This window comes from Aquimarina pacifica (genome assembly GCF_000520955.1).
Lineage (GTDB): Bacteria > Bacteroidota > Bacteroidia > Flavobacteriales > Flavobacteriaceae > Aquimarina > Aquimarina pacifica.
Genome location: NZ_JACC01000009.1, coordinates 160,307 through 176,430 on the forward strand (window position 1 = coordinate 160,307; position 16,124 = coordinate 176,430).

Below are 16,124 nucleotides of genomic sequence, written 5' to 3' on the forward strand. Positions count from 1 at the left end.
TACCTTTTGTTTTTAGAGTATTCCTAAAAGCTCACAAGTAATAGGGGAGGCCTGAAAATGTATTATGGTAAAACTACTTGAGAATGTGGTTTTAAATAAGTAAGTTTTGAATTACGGGGTAGTGTCACATAAGAAACTTTCTTATTTAAGTTATTTATGAAATTCCTCTAATGTAAAATAGTAGATTGGTAGTTTACATGCTTTCAATAGTAATGAAACAGCTCTTTTTTGCTCTTAATGAAAAAAACTCTAACCTAAAGCTGTAAAGTCTAAACTGGTTTCTTGTCTTGTTTGTAATCTATGTATGCTAGAGTATAGTATTTATTTTTCTGGCTTAAAATGTGATTGAATTGTAGGGGATATACACTGTCAATTTTATGCAAAATGATATATTAATACCGTATTACAGGTGCTGAAACGGCTTTGTTTTAATAGAAAACACCTTGTCTTGCTTAAAATCTTTATGTTGATACCCGTTATTTTCTTTTTTGTGCCCTTAGCTATACTAAATCGAAACCTTAAAAAAGGGTAGTTTTTATTGGATCTTTGGGCTTACGAAAAAGTTTAATTATGTACGTAGATTACATAGCTAAAGTTATCTATCATCTTACTTCTGATTACTTTCTAATAAGATATTTATAAAATGGAAAAACTCTTTGTAATCATATTTTTTAGGATATAATGTATCATTAATAAGGGTTGCAGGGGTATAGGTTAGGGCATTGTTTTCTAACCACTGTGTTTGTTTTTTTAAAATTTCGAGATGTGTATTGTTGTTTTTTGGAGGGCTATACTTCTTAATCCATGTGCTATAGGTCCTGTCTTCAAACCAATTAGTATACGCATCTACAAATGTCTCTGTTCCTGAATTTTCATATATTTCAAAAAGCCTTAATGCAATCTGCGTAGCTTGACTCTCAAGGTCATTACTCCTTACTGACAACCTTATCCTGATTTGAAGCTGATCCCCCATAGATTTATACACACGAGCATAGGCAGCAAAAGCATCTTTGCAATATCCGCACATTGGATTGGTAAGACTTATAATTTGAATAGGAGCATTGGGATTACCTAGTACAATTTCGTTTTCAATAGGTTGGGTGTCTTTAATTTTTTCTGATGTACTTAACAGATGATTAAAAATATTTTCATCTCTTTTGAACTGGTTTAACTTTAAATTTTCCGATTTTAGTTTTTTGTTATCTACTATTTTTTCTTTGATAAAAAGATAAAGCAAGGTAAAGATAGATCCCAATACCAAAAAATAGGCAATAGACATCAGCGGGATAGTAAATGAGAACAATCTAAAGGCTATGATAGCGAGTCCAATCGATACGGACCCCATAAATAAGCATATTGCACACCATTTTTTTATAATTAGAGCTTGTGAGTATAGAGAGTAGAGAACTACAGGGATTCCTAAAAAGACAGGGATACATAATATATTGGTAAACCCATAAAGCACCTGATAACATACTAGAGAGCCAAAAAATACGATTCCAGCATCGGCAAGTGTAAAGTTCTTGAATAATTTACCACTATTGTTATTGATTACATCTCCACAATTTGTGTTTCCGACAGTAGTACAAAACTGATGTGTTACTTTTGATTGTATTCCAAGACTTTCGCGCAGTGCCATCAAGCTAAAAACAGAACCAAATATTGATAAACAAAAGAATACAAGTTGATAAAGATCCCAGGTTCTAGTAAAGAACAGAGTAGCTAACCCGGCCAAAAGTGCTATAATTAATATTCCTTGTATCCATGATTGATCAAAAGAGAGGGTTTGCTTTGTCCCAGACTCTACAGCAATAACTTTAGGATTCCAGATTTCTGTAAACTCTTCAAATGTATACTTCTTTTTTTTCCTTTCTATATGTTTCAATTCAATGGTATTGTCATTTTTGATGACCGATACAATTTCTTCTGTATTTTCTGATTTAATTAAAGAAATGAAACTTTTAGGCAATTGATCTAATGCTTCTACAGGAACCTCTACAGCAATATTATCAATATTAAAATAATCAAGAGTATCAGTAATTGATTGAAAACTTGGGTAGTTTGGATGTATTTGTAGTTGTAATTCTAGATCTTTTTTGTCGTAACCATTAACTCTATTCTGAATGAGAACACTTTCTACAATTTTTTCTATGGATGTATTCATTATTTCTTTATGTCTTAATTGGTGCTATCCTATAAGGTAACCCGATTTCAATTTAGGTACTTAATTTAAAATGGAAAAATAATTAATATTTCTTTGTAAGTTATCCCTGTAAATAGCCAATTTACGCACCTATGATTTTAACAAGATTGTAAAGACCAAGTATAAAGTTTTGAAGCTTGTTTTATTTTAATATTTTCGCTTTGGTTTTTGAGTTATATCCTAAATATTAATGAGAATTTTGGTGTAAAAATTCTGTTGTCTAAAAGGTTATAATATGCATAGGCCAATTCAAAATGATAGCTAATGAACGTAAGAAAATATATATATCCCATAGGAATCATAATTATAAGCATAGGCTTTTACTATTTTGACACCTATTATGAAAACGATAACAGTTCTACCATTATAGGAGAAGGAAATGAGGAATCAAACTCTAGCTTTTTCTATTTGCCAACGTCTACGACTGGGAGAGTAGTTACTCATAATTATTATTCACTATCCTATTCAGAAAAACATGAACAAGCAGAGTGGGTGGCATATGAACTCAAAAAACAACATTTGTCCAAAAATGAGTTTGAGCGTCCTTATTTTGAGATTGATAAAAAAGTAGGTTCTGTATCTGCCGATTGGCGTAATTACAAAAAGTCAGGATATGATCGGGGACACTTGTGTCCCGCGGGAGATAGAAGGTTTACACGTCAAGCTTTTGATGAAACTTTCTTGACATCAAATGTGACACCTCAAAATCATGATTTTAATAGCGGTATCTGGAATAGTCTAGAACAAAAGGTGCGATATTGGGCAAAAAAATATGATGGGTTGTATGTTGTTACGGGGGGAGTATTATCTGATGATCTTTCAGGAATTGGATATGAACATGTTTCTGTGCCTAAGTACTTTTATAAAGTTTTGCTTGATAATAGTAGTGATACACCAAAAATGATTGCTTTTTTATTGCCTCATAAAGATTCTAACGAGTCGCTAAAGGAATTTGTGGTTCCTACTGATCATATAGAAAAGTTAACTGGGATTGATTTTTTTCCGGAGTTAGATGATAAAATTGAAGAGAGCCTAGAGGCCTCAGTTTCTGTTAAAAAATGGAAGTTTTAAATCTTTCCGATGTGACTTTATTTTGAATTCAGTATTGATTTTGTAATTAAATTGATACTGTTACCATTCATTTACCCTATTCGCATCAAGCTTTATAAAAATAAATAGTAAAATGGTAAATCCCCATAATCCTGATCCTCCATAACTAAAAAACGGTAATGGAATTCCTATGGTCGGTATAAGTCCAGTTACCATACCAATATTTATGGTGAAATGAATAAATAATATGCCCACTACACTATACCCATATACTCGACTAAATTGATTTTTTTGCTTCTCTGCCAAATGGATAAGTCTAATGAGTAATAGAATAAATAGTATGATAATCGTTGTAGCACCAAGAAATCCCCATTCTTCACCTACGGTACTAAAAATATAATCTGTATGTTGCTCAGGTACAAAACCTCCTTTGGTTTGGGTTCCTTCTTTCCACCCTTTGCCTGTCCAACTACCGCTACCTATTGCGATTTCACTTTGGTTTGTATTATAGCCAATACCTTTTGAATCTACTTCTTTTCCTAAGACAATATTAAAACGATCTCTATGCCTTTGTTCAAATACATTATTAAATATGTAATTCACAGAAAAACAGAAGCCCGTAACTACTATCATTGTCATTAAGTATCTTGAATACTTAGGTTTTCGCTTTCTATTTCTTACTAGTAGTGCAACTATTCCTAAAGAGATGGTAAGAACTACCCATAAAGGATCAAAAAGGAGTGTGAGAATAAATAGAGCCGCTGCCGATGCACCAACAATCAGATACATAGCTGCAAGCCCTTCTCTGTACAGCGGAAAGAAAAAAGCCGCATAAACCAGTGCACTTCCTGGGTCGGGTTGGGGTACAATAATAATTGCTGGCAGTGCAATAATTAAAAATGCACGTACTTGATGACCTATTAATTTGATATTTGTCTGCATATCACTAAGATATTTTGCTAACGCCAGTGCTGTACAAGCTTTAGCAAATTCAGAAGGTTGTATGCCGGCCGGGCCTATAGCATACCATGAGGTTGCGCCATTAACATTTTTTCCGAAAACAAAAAGTCCCAAAAGTGATAGCAAGGATAGGACATAAATCAAACCTGCAAAACGTTCATAAAATTTGACTTCGATCGCCTGTGTTATAATGATTAGGAGGATACTCAATAAAATCCAATATGCTTGTTTTATATATACTCTAGAGAAATCTGCAAGAGAGAAAGTCTCACTTTCGTAAGAGGCAGAATAAATATTTCCCCAACCAAAACCTACTAATAATATAAATAATAGGACTGTTATCCAATCTATCGAAGCAATACTGGATTTTGCCATTATTGATTAATTTTAAAAGGTTGACCACTATAGGGCTTTGCGTACTCCTCTTCGAGGCTATGGGTGAGAATCCATGTTTCTAGATCGGTTCTAGAAATTGTGCCTTTTAGATATTTTTCGATCATTAAAGAAGCAATTCTACCTGCATATCTAGAGCCCCAATACCCATTTTCTACAAACACTGCAATGGCGATTTTGGGATTGTCTTTTGGTGCAAATGCTACGAAGACCGAATGATCCGTAAGTTGGGTTCGAATCCCATTAATTTTGGTGAAATTTTCGGCTGTTCCTGTTTTTCCGCAAATGGCTATTCCTTCTACTTGTAATGAACTTGCAGTACCTTGTGTATAAACCTGATGCATTCCTTCAACTACAGGTTCGAAGTGCTGTTTATCTATCGTAGTCATTTTTGGGATAGTATAATTTTCATTCTCAATAGGTTTGCCATCTATTGCTTTAATAATATGCGGTGTGTAGTAGTATCCACGATTTGCAATTGCAGCGGTCATATTAGCAAGTTGAATTGGTGTTGCTAATACTTCGCCTTGTCCGATAGCATTTGATAAAGTAGCAGAGGCATACCATTTGTATGTGGGGTATTGATATATTTTATTGTAGTAACTAGATGTGGGTACTTTTCCTTTTTTTCCTGTAGGGAGGTCATACCCGAGATAGTTTCCCAACCCGAAACTTTCTACATGTTTTCTCCATTTGTCCATTCCTTCTTGAGGAGTTTCATATTTCTCAATGATCCTGCGATAGACAGTTGCAAAATATGCGTTACAAGAATTTGCAATGCCAGGAATCATACTCAAAGGGCTTCTGTGCGAATGACAACCAAGCTTTCTTCCATTTTTTCCATAATAATACCCCATTCTACAGGAGATACTTTCCTGTGTGTCAACAATATTTTCTTGTAAACCTATGAGAGCATTTATGGTTTTAAATGGTGAACCCGGAGGGTACTCTGCCTTAAGTCCTCTGTCAAATAAGGGGATGGCAATAGTGTCATAGACTAGTTTTGTAAAGTTAGGGGATCTTTTTCTACCCACTAATAGTTCGGGTTTATAGCTGGGTGCAGTAACTAGGGTAAGGATCTCTCCTGTATCTGGCTCTAGTACAACAATGCCTCCGCGTTTATTTTTCATTAACTTTTGACCATATGCTTGAAGTTTGCTGTCAATTGTTAATGTTAGGTCTTTACCATTTACGGGTAATGTGTCAAACTTTTTGTTTTTGTAGGGACCAATATCTCTGTTGAACCGGTCTTTTTGAATACGCTTAACGCCTTTAATTCCTCTAAGCTCCTTTTCATATTGCTTTTCTACACCATCAATACCTATGAGGTCTCCAGAGATATAATAAGGTTTGTCTTTTATGATTCTGTCATTTACTTCGCCAATATACCCCAAAACATTTGATGCATACTCAGTTTGATAATCCCGTAAAGAGCGTTTCTGTATGTAGAAACCTTCAAATTTTCTCATTTTTTCTTGAAGGTAAGCGTATTCGTTTTTCGTCAATTGGGGAATAATAATAGAAGGTACTCTAGGTGAATATATTCTCGCCTTTTTTAATCTTTTTACAAGTTTGTCTTTAGTTATTTTGAGGATAGAACAAAATTCGGTGGTGTCAAAGGGTTTTAATTCTCTGGGTATTACCATAACATCGTAAGAAGGCTGATTGGTAACAAGGAGTCTACCATTTCTGTCATATATGGCACCTCTTTGAGGATAATCATAAATAACTTTTATCGCATTGTCTTCGGATAAAGATGCAAAAGAAGTATTGTAAATCTGGAGATAAAAAAGCCTGATAACAAAAACAGTACCTGTGGTAATAATTATTAAGTATAACAGTAGCTTTCTCATGAGTCATTTTTTCTGAAAAGTACCAGTACCAGCATGGTAATCACAATTGAAAATATACTAGAAAATAACGTTTTTTTAAGAATTAGTATTATATGTGAGAAGTTAAAAATTTCTAATGAGAAAAGTACGATATGGTGTGTTAAAACCATGATGATAACATATGCGAAACGCTCTCCTAGACCTGCATTACTTAATTTTACGGTCTGAAACTCATAGCTAAGTCCAAAAACAGATCCCAAAGCCACTGGACGAAAAAAAGCAATGATAACGCAAGCAGCAGCATGTACGCCACCAGAATCACCAAACATATCTATGGTTAGCCCAAGGATAAAACTCAAAACAAGAAAAAGAGACCTGTTAATATTAATTGGGGCTAGTAATATAAAAATGATATAGATGTATGGATTTAAAAATCCTAAAAAATTAATATGATTCAAGATACTTACCTGAACAAAAATAAGAGCTATGAATCTAGTGATATTTGATAGAGTGTCCTTGTTCATATCACTATTTTTCTAAACTTTTAATTTCTGTTGCGTCATTACTCTGTATGGCATATACAAAACCAATATTACTCATGTCATTAAATAATTTGATGTCAATTTGGTAATAACTCTTGTTTTGGTTTAATTCGTAGTGAATTATTGTACCAATACCTATGCCTCTAGGGAAAATAGTAGAGCGCCCATTGGTTATGATTGTATCTCCCTCCTTTATATTTGCTTGTCGTGGGATGGTTTCTAACTGAACGATATTAGGATCTTTCCCATTCCACATTAGAGAACCAAATTGATTAGATTTTTTTAGACCAGCACTTATTCTAGAATTACTATTAAGAATAGAAATTACCCGCGAGTAGTTTTTTGACGTATTTTCTACAATTCCTATAATTCCTTTATCTGTTATGATCCCCATGTCAGGAAAAATACTGTCTTTCTCTCCTTTGTTGATTAGAATGTAGTTGTCAATTTTGCTGTAATCATTCTTTATTATTCTCGCTTTTGTGTATTTGTATGGAGTCTTAAATGATGTAGTGTCTACAAATTTTGTGGTTGCAGAGTCAATTTGTATGCTTTTTAATTGATTGTGAAGTCGTTCATTTTCTTCTAATAGTCGTATGTTTTCTTGTCTCAATCCGAAATAATCAGTTATCGAATGTTGCCAAGAATATACACCACCGCTTAAGAAATTGGCAGAGCTTATAAACTTACTTTTATGATATGAGTGCGATTGAATGGTAAACACTAATGATATAAGTAACAACAGAAGAAATAGCAGAAAATGTTTATTTCGTATTAAAAAATTAATAATCTGCTGCATGATTCAGGGAGTAATGATTTATTTGGTTAAACACACTTTATAGCCGACATTTTTTTTAAACAATTTTTTACAATTTCGATATTCGAAATATGCCTAATAAAATAGCTGTTCTGTTTTATTTAACTAAGAGTAAAGCAGGATAACGTAAAACAAAAAAATTAGGTATATTTTTTAGTAATTTATTTTAAAAAAACTATTTAATTAAAACACTTTTGTATCTATTAAGGTTTTTAAGAGTAATCCCCGTACCTCTTACTACTGCTCTTAGTGGATCCTCGGCGATATATACTGGTAGATCTGTTTTTTGTGACAATCTTTTGTCTAATCCGCGAAGCATAGACCCTCCACCAGCAAGATAAATACCTGTATTGTATATGTCTGCTGCAAGTTCTGGCGGAGTTTGAGATAATGTTTCCATTACCGCATCTTCGATACGTAAAATTGATTTGTCTAATGCTTTTGCCATTTCCCTAAAGGATATTTGCACCTGTTTTGGTTTTCCTGTAAGTAGATCTCGACCCTGAACATTCATTTCTTCTGGGGGTAATTCGAGATCTTCTGTAGCAGAACCAATTTGTATTTTTATTTTTTCGGCAGTACGCTCTCCAACATATAAATTGTGTTGCGTACGCATATAATAAATAATATCATTAGTAAATACATCACCAGCAATTTTTACTGATTTATCACAGACAATACCACCTAGAGCAATAACTGCAATTTCGGTAGTACCCCCACCTATATCTACAATCATATTTCCTTTGGGCTGCATGATGTCTATGCCGATACCAATAGCTGCAGCCATAGGTTCATGAATAAGGTATACCTCTTTACCATTAACACGCTCGGCGCTTTCTTTTACCGCTCGCATTTCTACTTCTGTAATCCCAGAAGGGATACAAATTACCATACGAAGAGCGGGAGTGAAAATTTTCTTTTTTAAAGCAGGAATATCTTTGATAAACATGCTTATCATTTTTTCACTTGCATCAAAATCTGCAATTACACCGTCCTTAAGTGGTCGTATAGTTTTAATATTTTCGTGGGTTTTTCCTTGCATCATAGCGGCTTCTTTTCCTGCTGCTATAATTTTGCCGGTCATAATATCTCTGGCAACAATAGACGGGCTGTCTACTACTACTTTGTCATTATGAATTACTAAGGTATTGGCAGTACCTAAATCTATTGCAATCTCTTCGGTAAAGAAGTCAAAAAATCCCATAAAAAATCAGAAAAAAGGAGTTAAAATTTAGTAAATGTAATAAAATTAATGTTTAAAATGACGTGTTCCTGTCATTACCATTGCAATTCCGTTTTTATCGCAGTAATCAATGCTTAATTGATCCTTTATAGAACCCCCTGGTTGGATTACTGCTTTGATCCCTGCATTATCTGCTAATTCTACACAATCAGGGAAAGGAAAAAATGCGTCACTAGCCATAACAGAGTCATTTAGATCAAAGTTAAAGGCATTGGCTTTTTCTATTGCCTGTTTTAAGGCATCTACTCGAGATGTTTGACCAGTTCCGCTAGCTAGTAATTGTTTTCCTTTAGTAAAAACTATTGTGTTTGATTTTGTATGCTTACAGATTTTTGATGCAAATAAAAGATCTTCGACCTGAGTCGAAGTCGGTACTACCTTTGTCACGGTAGTCAAATCTTGAGCACTATCTGTTTTTAAGTCTTTATCTTGAACTAAAGTACCATTAAGACAAGTGCGTACCTGTGTTTTTGGTAATGCTATGTCTTTTTGAACCAAAAGAATTCTGTTTTTCTTTCCTTTTAGAATTTCTAATGCTTCACTATCATAAGAAGGAGCAATAACCACCTCACAGAAAAGTTTATGTATTTCTTGTGCAGTAGCACTATCAATTTTACTATTACTAATTAATATACCTCCAAAAGCCGAAACAGGGTCGCCTGCTAATGCATCGACATAGGACTGTAATACCGTTTCTCTTTGCGCCAATCCACAAGCATTGTTGTGTTTTAGAATGGCAAATGTTGGTGCGTCTCCTACAAATTCACTCATCAAATTCACTGCGGCGTCCACATCCAAAAGATTATTGTATGATAACTCTTTGCCGTGCAATTTGTCAAAAACAGCATCAAAGTCACCAAAAAAGAACCCCTTTTGGTGAGGGTTTTCTCCGTAACGTAGTACTTTACCTTGAGTTTCGCTTATTTTAAGAGAAGGGATCTCGTGATTACTGTTGAAATAATTAAAAATAGCACTGTCATAATGAGAAGATACATTAAAAGCTTTAGCTGCAAATAACTTTCTGTCTTCAATAGATATACTTCCATTTCCTTCAGAAATCACTTCTAGAAATGCTGAGTAATCGTCTACAGAAGCAACGCATGTAACATCAGCAAAATTTTTGGCAGCTGCTCTAATTAAGGAAATTCCACCAATATCTATTTTTTCAATGATATCCTGCTCAGAAGCTCCAGAAGCTACGGTTTTTTCAAATGGGTATAGGTCCACAATTACGATATCTATCTGAGGGATTTCATATTGCTCAAGTTCTGCAACATCACTATCGTTATTCTGACGATTAAGGATTCCTCCAAAAACTTTTGGATGCAACGTTTTTACTCTTCCGCCCAATATAGAAGGATAAGAGGTTACGTCTTCTACAGGAATAACATCAATGCCTAAATCTTTGATAAATTTTTCTGTGCCCCCAGTAGAATATATGGTGACATTAAGTTCGTCTAATTTTTTGACAATTGGTGCTAATCCATCTTTACTAAATACAGAAATTAACGCCGATTTTGCAGTTTTTGTGGTACTCATGATAAATATTAGTTAGTAAAACGCAAAAGTAGCAATTTACGAACCAATTAGACTATCAAATTATATGTAATTATTTTATCAACGCGGATTATTTCTTGTAAAAAAATAGTCGGTTGTCTGAACAGCGAAGATTAAAGAGATTACCCTAAAAAATCTTAATAGATATTGAGAACGTAAACATATTGAATTGAGGTAAAACTTTATTTCAGGTATACGCACGTTCTGTCATAATCTATAACTGCTTTTCCTCTTTTTAAAATGTCTGCACCAATTATCCCATCTACAGGAGTTGCATCATGAGCAATCATAGCGGTGTTGACATGTTTTAGATCAAATAAGATAAGAGAAACTTGCTTTCTTGACCAATTTCCGATTTTGATTGTGTTCTTTTTTGAGAGTTGTGTAAACATATCTGTGGCACCTGCACCAGCAGCTTTAACATCGCTATCTTGTGTGAAAAGATTGAATTTTGCTGCCGTTTCGAACCCTACGCAAGAATTCGATGCGCCTGTGTCAAGAATAAAATTACCTTCTATTCCATTTAGAGTGGCTTTAATCTCAAAATGGTTGGTTTTGGTTAATTCTAGTGGGATTCTATGATATGTTTTTTGGGTCAAAAATTTTCTAAGAGTACTCATGTTCTAAATTGAAAAACTTTTGTAAAAGTACAGTAATTAATAACAAAACAATGAATAGTGGAAGTTTATGAGGATTTCATCGAAAGTATTGTGGGCGATAGATGCATTATAAATTGTTTGCGCTGAAGTGATTTTGGATATGGACTAAAAGAGGAATCAGTTATATGTGTTATTCTAGCTGAAATTGATATTTTTGCGAAATGATACTAACCGATACACATACTCATATTTATAGTGAAGCTTTTGATGAGGATCAGGAAAAAATGATGGAGCGGGCTATAGAAAATGGGGTTACTCGTTTTTTCGTTCCAGCAATTGATTCAACATACACAAAGTCTATGTATGAGATAGAAGAAAAATATCCTGAACATGTTTTTTTGATGATGGGCTTACATCCTACTCATGTAAAAGAGAATTACAAAAAGGAACTTTTGCAGGTAGAACAGGAGCTTAATAAGCGTTTTTCGCGGAGGGAGGGTAAAAAATTTTATGCAATAGGAGAAATAGGTATTGATCTTTATTGGGATACTACTTTTTTGGTTGCACAGCAAGAGGCATTTCGATACCAAATCCAATTAGCAAAAAAATACAAATTGCCTATTGTGATTCATTGCCGTGAAGCTTTTGAAGAGGTCTTTGAAGTTCTTGAATCTGAAAAAGGTGATGATCTATTCGGGATTTTTCATTGTTTTACAGGGACAATAGACGATGCAAAAAGAGCAATCGGGTATAATATGAAGTTAGGTATTGGTGGCGTGGTAACTTTTAAAAATGGGAAAATAGATACGTTTTTGGATCAAATTCCCCTAGAACATATTGTTTTAGAAACTGATGCTCCTTATTTGGCTCCGACACCATATCGAGGTAAGCGAAATGAAAGCTCCTATTTGGTTCGTGTCTTAGAAAGATTGTCAGAGATATATCAGAAGCCAGAAGAGGAAATAGCGCAAATAACGACGAATAATTCAAAGGATGTTTTTGGGGTGTAAATAATTTAGAAATAATTTTAATTTTGTTTGTATGAGCTCTTCTGCTAATATTTTACTTATTTATACTGGTGGGACTATTGGGATGATGAAGGATTTCGAAACAGGGGCATTAAAAGCTTTTGATTTTGATCAATTATTGTCAAATATCCCAGAGCTAAAACAATTAGATTGTAAAATTGCTACCCTTAGCTTCGATACTCCTATTGATTCCTCGGATATGAATGTAGAACAGTGGGTGATTTTGGGGGATATTATTAATACTAATTATGAGGACTACAATGGTTTTGTTATTCTTCATGGAAGTGATACAATGTCATATACAGCTTCTGCTATTAGTTTTATGTTCGAAAACCTATCAAAACCGATAATTTTTACAGGTTCTCAATTGCCAATCGGTGATTTGAGAACCGATGCCAAAGAAAATCTTATAACCGCAGTGCAAATTGCAGCATTACAAAAGAGAGGGAGGCCAGTAATTACAGAAGTTGGTCTTTATTTTGAATATAAGTTATTAAGAGCTAATAGAACTACTAAAGTCAATGCAGAGCATTTTGAAGCATTTCAGTCGGCTAATTACCCTGCGTTAATAGAATCTGGGGTGCATCTCAAGGTTAATACTTCTTTTTTAAGATCAGTTAATCGACGTAAGAAAATGGTATATCATACTCATTTTGATACAGATGTCATTGTAATAAAAATGTTTCCGGGTATTAATGAAAGAATTTTGACAGGTATTTTTTCTTTAGAATCAATTAAAGGAGTCATTTTAGAAACCTACGGAGCTGGTAATACGACTACGAAAAAATGGTTTATAGCTATTGTTTCTGGTCTTATAAAAAAAGGAATTCCGGTAGTAAATGTTACTCAATGTACAGGAGGAAGTGTAGAAATGGGTAAGTATGATACAAGTGTGGCATTAAAAAAAGTGGGTGTTATTTCGGGTAAAGACTGCACTACAGAAGCTGCTTTGGCAAAATTGATGTATTTGTTAGGAGAAAAATTACCTCTTAATGTACTCAAAACCATATATGAAACCTCCCTTCGAGGCGAGATGTCCGAAAATTAACACCTCAAAATTTTATCACCTTACATTTTTTTTGTTATTTGCTCATCCTTAAAATTTTTTAAGAAAATTAATGAAGAGAGGTGGCCGAGTGGTCGAAGGCGCACGCCTGGAAAGTGTGTATACGTCAAAAGCGTATCGAGGGTTCGAATCCCTTCCTCTCTGCAATATATTTAATTTATTGATAGATTTTATATTATTTTTATATCTTTAACCCTTTAACTAATTAAAATTAAGAATCAGCGCAATGAAAAGATTATTTTCTATTCTGGCAATCGCAGCAGTTATGACTTTTGGAAATCTGCAAGCGTCTACTGTACCTGCCCAGTTATTAACGGCGAATGTGCAATTATTAATTGCTCCCATAAACACGACAACAACCATTCAAGAAGAAGCGGTAGAAGAAGCTTCAAGTTTGTCATTTCATCAAAACCTTAAAAAACGTTTTATAGAAGGAGGCCCAGGATTTATGGGAATCGTACTATTGTGTTTAATTTTAGGTCTTGCGATAGCAATTGAAAGAATTATCTTTTTAAGTCTTTCTACAACAAACACGAAGAAGTTACAACAAAATGTAGAAGATGCACTTAATAGTGGTGGTGTTGAAGCTGCAAAAGAAGTGTGCAGAAACACAAAAGGTCCTGTAGCATCTATTTATTATCAAGGTCTTGATAGAGCTGATGAAAGTATTGACGCTGCAGAAAAGGCAGTCGTAGCTTACGGAGGTGTTCAGATGGGACAGCTTGAGAAAAATGTGTCTTGGGTATCTTTATTTATTGCTCTTGCACCGATGCTTGGTTTCATGGGAACTGTAATAGGTATGATTCAGGCATTTGATAAAATTGAAGCAGCTGGTGATATGCAGCCATCTCTTGTAGCAGGAGGTATTAAGGTAGCCCTACTTACTACAGTATTCGGTCTTATAGTAGCTATTATTCTTCAAATTTTTTATAACTATATCGTTGCAAAAATCGATAGAATTGTAAATGATATGGAAGATGCTTCGATTACTTTAATCGATATGCTTGTAGCTTATAAGAACAAAAAATAAGAATTTTCTTAAGGGACTATATGTGCCTTTGTGAAACTTATTGTATTAGTTGATTGTATATTCAGGTAATTCAATTAGATCTTATTTATTTAGTCGAAATACGTTTAGAGTGTTTCAAATTTAAAAAAACAGACACATGAAAATTTCTAAAATAATATCATATGTTGTACTAGGAGTAGGAGTCTTAGGAATACTACTTTGGTGGCTTATGAATAGTTCAATAACTAGCTTAATGAGCGAAAATGGTGTTTCGGAAGCTAGAGAACTTGCGCTAGAAGTAGCAGAGCCTTCGGTAACTCCATTATATAGCCTTACATTAATTATTTTTGTAGTTACAATTATAGTTACGCTTATCGCTGTATTTTCTAGTATGGCAAAAAGCCCAGGAAATCTCAAGAATACCGGGATCGGTGTTGTTGTTTTTGTGGTAATAGCAGCTCTTGGTTTTGTTCTTTCTGATGGGGTTGAAACTCCATTAAAAGACGGAGATATGCTTTCTGCAAGTGGTTCAAAATGGGTAGGAGCTGGATTGTATACATTTTACTTTTTGGCCGCAATAGCGGTAGGGTTAATGTTCTTTTCAGGTATCAAAAAATTAATAGGTAAATAATTATGGCAAGAAGAGCAGCACCAGAGGTAAATGCAGGGTCTATGGCAGATATTGCATTCTTACTTCTTATATTCTTTTTGGTTACTACAACTATAGAAACGGATAGCGGTATTAGCCGGAAACTTCCTCCTCCGCAAGAGGAGAATGTTGAACCTCCAATTCTAAAGCAAAAAAATATCTTTGTCGTAGAATTAAATAAGAATAACGACTTATTAGTAGAGGAAGTACCTATGGAGTTAAAAGACCTAAGGGAAGCCGCTATGAAGTTTTTGGATAATGGCGGTGGTAGAGGAGATGAAGCTTGTGATTACTGTGCAGGAGCAAGAGATCCATCTTCATCAGATAATCCAACAAAAGCAGTGATTTCTCTACGTAATAACCGTGAGACTAATTATGCTACATATATAGCTGTTCAAAATGAATTGGTAGCTGCATATACAACTTTGCGTAATCGAGAGGCACAACGTCTTTTTGGAAAGTCATTCGTTCAAATGAAAAAAGATCTTAAAGATGTTAATTATTCTGGAAACAAGATTAGGTTGAAAGAAGATATCAAAAAGATACAATTTTTGTTTCCTGAGAAGTTGTCAGAAGCAGAACCTAAAAAGTAAGAATAACATAAAAAACAAATCTTATGTCTAAGTTTAAAAAGAAAAAAGGCGGAGAATTACCTGCAATTTCTACAGCTTCGTTACCAGATATCGTATTTATGTTATTGTTTTTCTTCATGGTAGCAACAGTAATGCGTCAAAATACATTGATGATTGAGAATAAGCTACCAATGGCTGATCAAATAGAAAAACTTGATAAGAAAAATTTGGTAATGTATATCTATGCAGGAAAACCTAGTTCAAGATATAGTGCAAGTGCCGGAAGCCAGGCAAGAGTGCAACTTAATGACAAGTTTGCTGATGTAAGCGATATTAAGGCATTTATTTTAGCTGAAAGAGCAACAAAAAGAGAGGAAGAAATTCCTGCTTTGACTACAGCTCTGAAAGTTGATGGTGAAACAAATATGGGACTTGTAGGAGATATCAAAAAAGAATTAAGAGATATTCAAGCGCTGAAAATTAATTATACAACCAGAACTGGTGCCGCGATAGATAATTTTAAGTAATTATATCAAGTATTACAAATAAAATATTCAATCTTTTGTGACGTCCTAAATAATCGTTACAAGAATTAATAAATACA

The 16,124-nt window shown here is 34.1% G+C and carries 15 protein-coding genes and 1 tRNA gene; 8 read left to right on the top strand and 8 right to left on the bottom strand.

Going from position 1 to position 16,124, the window contains the following annotated elements; all coding sequences use genetic code 11:
- Positions 1–607 precede the first annotated feature (607 nt).
- Entirely contained in the window at positions 608–2,164 is a 1,557-nt protein-coding gene (locus DZ60_RS24855) for a vitamin K epoxide reductase family protein (protein ID WP_025741357.1), read from the bottom strand.
- 303 nt (positions 2,165–2,467) lie between these two features.
- Between DZ60_RS24855 and DZ60_RS0106890 the strand changes: the two genes are divergently transcribed.
- Positions 2,468–3,274, top strand: coding sequence for a DNA/RNA non-specific endonuclease (locus DZ60_RS0106890; protein WP_025741358.1), 807 nt, complete (start codon positions 2,468–2,470; stop codon positions 3,272–3,274).
- Between the two features lie 60 nt (positions 3,275–3,334).
- On the opposite strand, the gene rodA is transcribed toward DZ60_RS0106890, so the two are convergent.
- The 7 genes from rodA to DZ60_RS0106925 form a co-directional block, all read right to left on the bottom strand.
- Positions 3,335–4,588, bottom strand: coding sequence for a rod shape-determining protein RodA (gene rodA, locus DZ60_RS0106895; RefSeq protein ID WP_025741359.1), 1,254 nt, complete (start codon positions 4,586–4,588; stop codon positions 3,335–3,337).
- Positions 4,588–6,459: a penicillin-binding protein 2 gene (gene mrdA / locus DZ60_RS0106900; RefSeq protein WP_025741360.1), complete on the bottom strand. Its 1,872-nt coding sequence runs from the start codon at positions 6,457–6,459 to the stop codon at positions 4,588–4,590. Before mrdA ends, rodA begins: the two co-directional genes overlap by 1 nt.
- The gene (locus tag DZ60_RS0106905) at positions 6,456–6,962 is read right to left on the bottom strand and encodes a hypothetical protein (protein ID WP_025741361.1); all 507 of its coding nucleotides are present in this window, start codon (positions 6,960–6,962) and stop codon (positions 6,456–6,458) included. Before DZ60_RS0106905 ends, mrdA begins: the two co-directional genes overlap by 4 nt.
- A gap of 4 nt (positions 6,963–6,966) precedes the next feature.
- Positions 6,967–7,779 (bottom strand): rod shape-determining protein MreC, encoded by an 813-nt coding sequence (gene mreC, locus DZ60_RS22650; protein WP_034228967.1) that lies wholly within the window; start codon positions 7,777–7,779, stop codon positions 6,967–6,969.
- A gap of 193 nt (positions 7,780–7,972) precedes the next feature.
- Positions 7,973–9,001 (bottom strand): rod shape-determining protein, encoded by a 1,029-nt coding sequence (locus DZ60_RS0106915; protein WP_025741362.1) that lies wholly within the window; start codon positions 8,999–9,001, stop codon positions 7,973–7,975.
- A 45-nt stretch (positions 9,002–9,046) separates the two neighbouring features.
- Positions 9,047–10,579 (bottom strand): bifunctional phosphoribosylaminoimidazolecarboxamide formyltransferase/IMP cyclohydrolase, encoded by a 1,533-nt coding sequence (gene purH, locus DZ60_RS0106920; protein ID WP_025741363.1) that lies wholly within the window; start codon positions 10,577–10,579, stop codon positions 9,047–9,049.
- Positions 10,580–10,779: 200 nt separating this feature from the next.
- A complete protein-coding gene (locus tag DZ60_RS0106925) occupies positions 10,780–11,217 on the bottom strand; it encodes a retropepsin-like aspartic protease family protein (RefSeq protein ID WP_025741364.1) in 438 nt (145 codons plus the stop codon).
- Between the two features lie 200 nt (positions 11,218–11,417).
- Here DZ60_RS0106925 and DZ60_RS0106930 point away from each other — a divergent pair, with 200 nt between their 5' ends.
- The 7 genes from DZ60_RS0106930 (at position 11,418) to DZ60_RS0106960 (ending at position 16,047) form a co-directional block, all read left to right on the top strand.
- Positions 11,418–12,206: a TatD family hydrolase gene (locus DZ60_RS0106930; RefSeq protein WP_025741365.1), complete on the top strand. Its 789-nt coding sequence runs from the start codon at positions 11,418–11,420 to the stop codon at positions 12,204–12,206.
- Between the two features lie 31 nt (positions 12,207–12,237).
- Positions 12,238–13,272 carry an asparaginase gene (locus DZ60_RS0106935; protein WP_025741366.1) on the top strand — a complete coding sequence of 345 codons (1,035 nt, stop codon included), beginning with the start codon at positions 12,238–12,240 and terminating at the stop codon, positions 13,270–13,272.
- A gap of 74 nt (positions 13,273–13,346) precedes the next feature.
- Positions 13,347–13,434: transfer RNA gene (locus DZ60_RS0106940), tRNA-Ser, on the top strand.
- An 82-nt stretch (positions 13,435–13,516) separates the two neighbouring features.
- A complete protein-coding gene (locus tag DZ60_RS0106945; RefSeq protein WP_025741367.1) occupies positions 13,517–14,320 on the top strand; it encodes a MotA/TolQ/ExbB proton channel family protein in 804 nt (267 codons plus the stop codon).
- A 136-nt stretch (positions 14,321–14,456) separates the two neighbouring features.
- Complete coding sequence (locus DZ60_RS0106950) at positions 14,457–14,930, top strand: hypothetical protein (protein WP_025741368.1); 474 nt, start codon at positions 14,457–14,459, stop codon at positions 14,928–14,930.
- A gap of 2 nt (positions 14,931–14,932) precedes the next feature.
- Complete coding sequence (locus tag DZ60_RS0106955; protein WP_025741369.1) at positions 14,933–15,541, top strand: ExbD/TolR family protein; 609 nt, start codon at positions 14,933–14,935, stop codon at positions 15,539–15,541.
- A gap of 23 nt (positions 15,542–15,564) precedes the next feature.
- Entirely contained in the window at positions 15,565–16,047 is a 483-nt protein-coding gene (locus DZ60_RS0106960; protein WP_025741370.1) for an ExbD/TolR family protein, read from the top strand.
- The last annotated feature ends 77 nt before the right edge of the window (positions 16,048–16,124 follow it).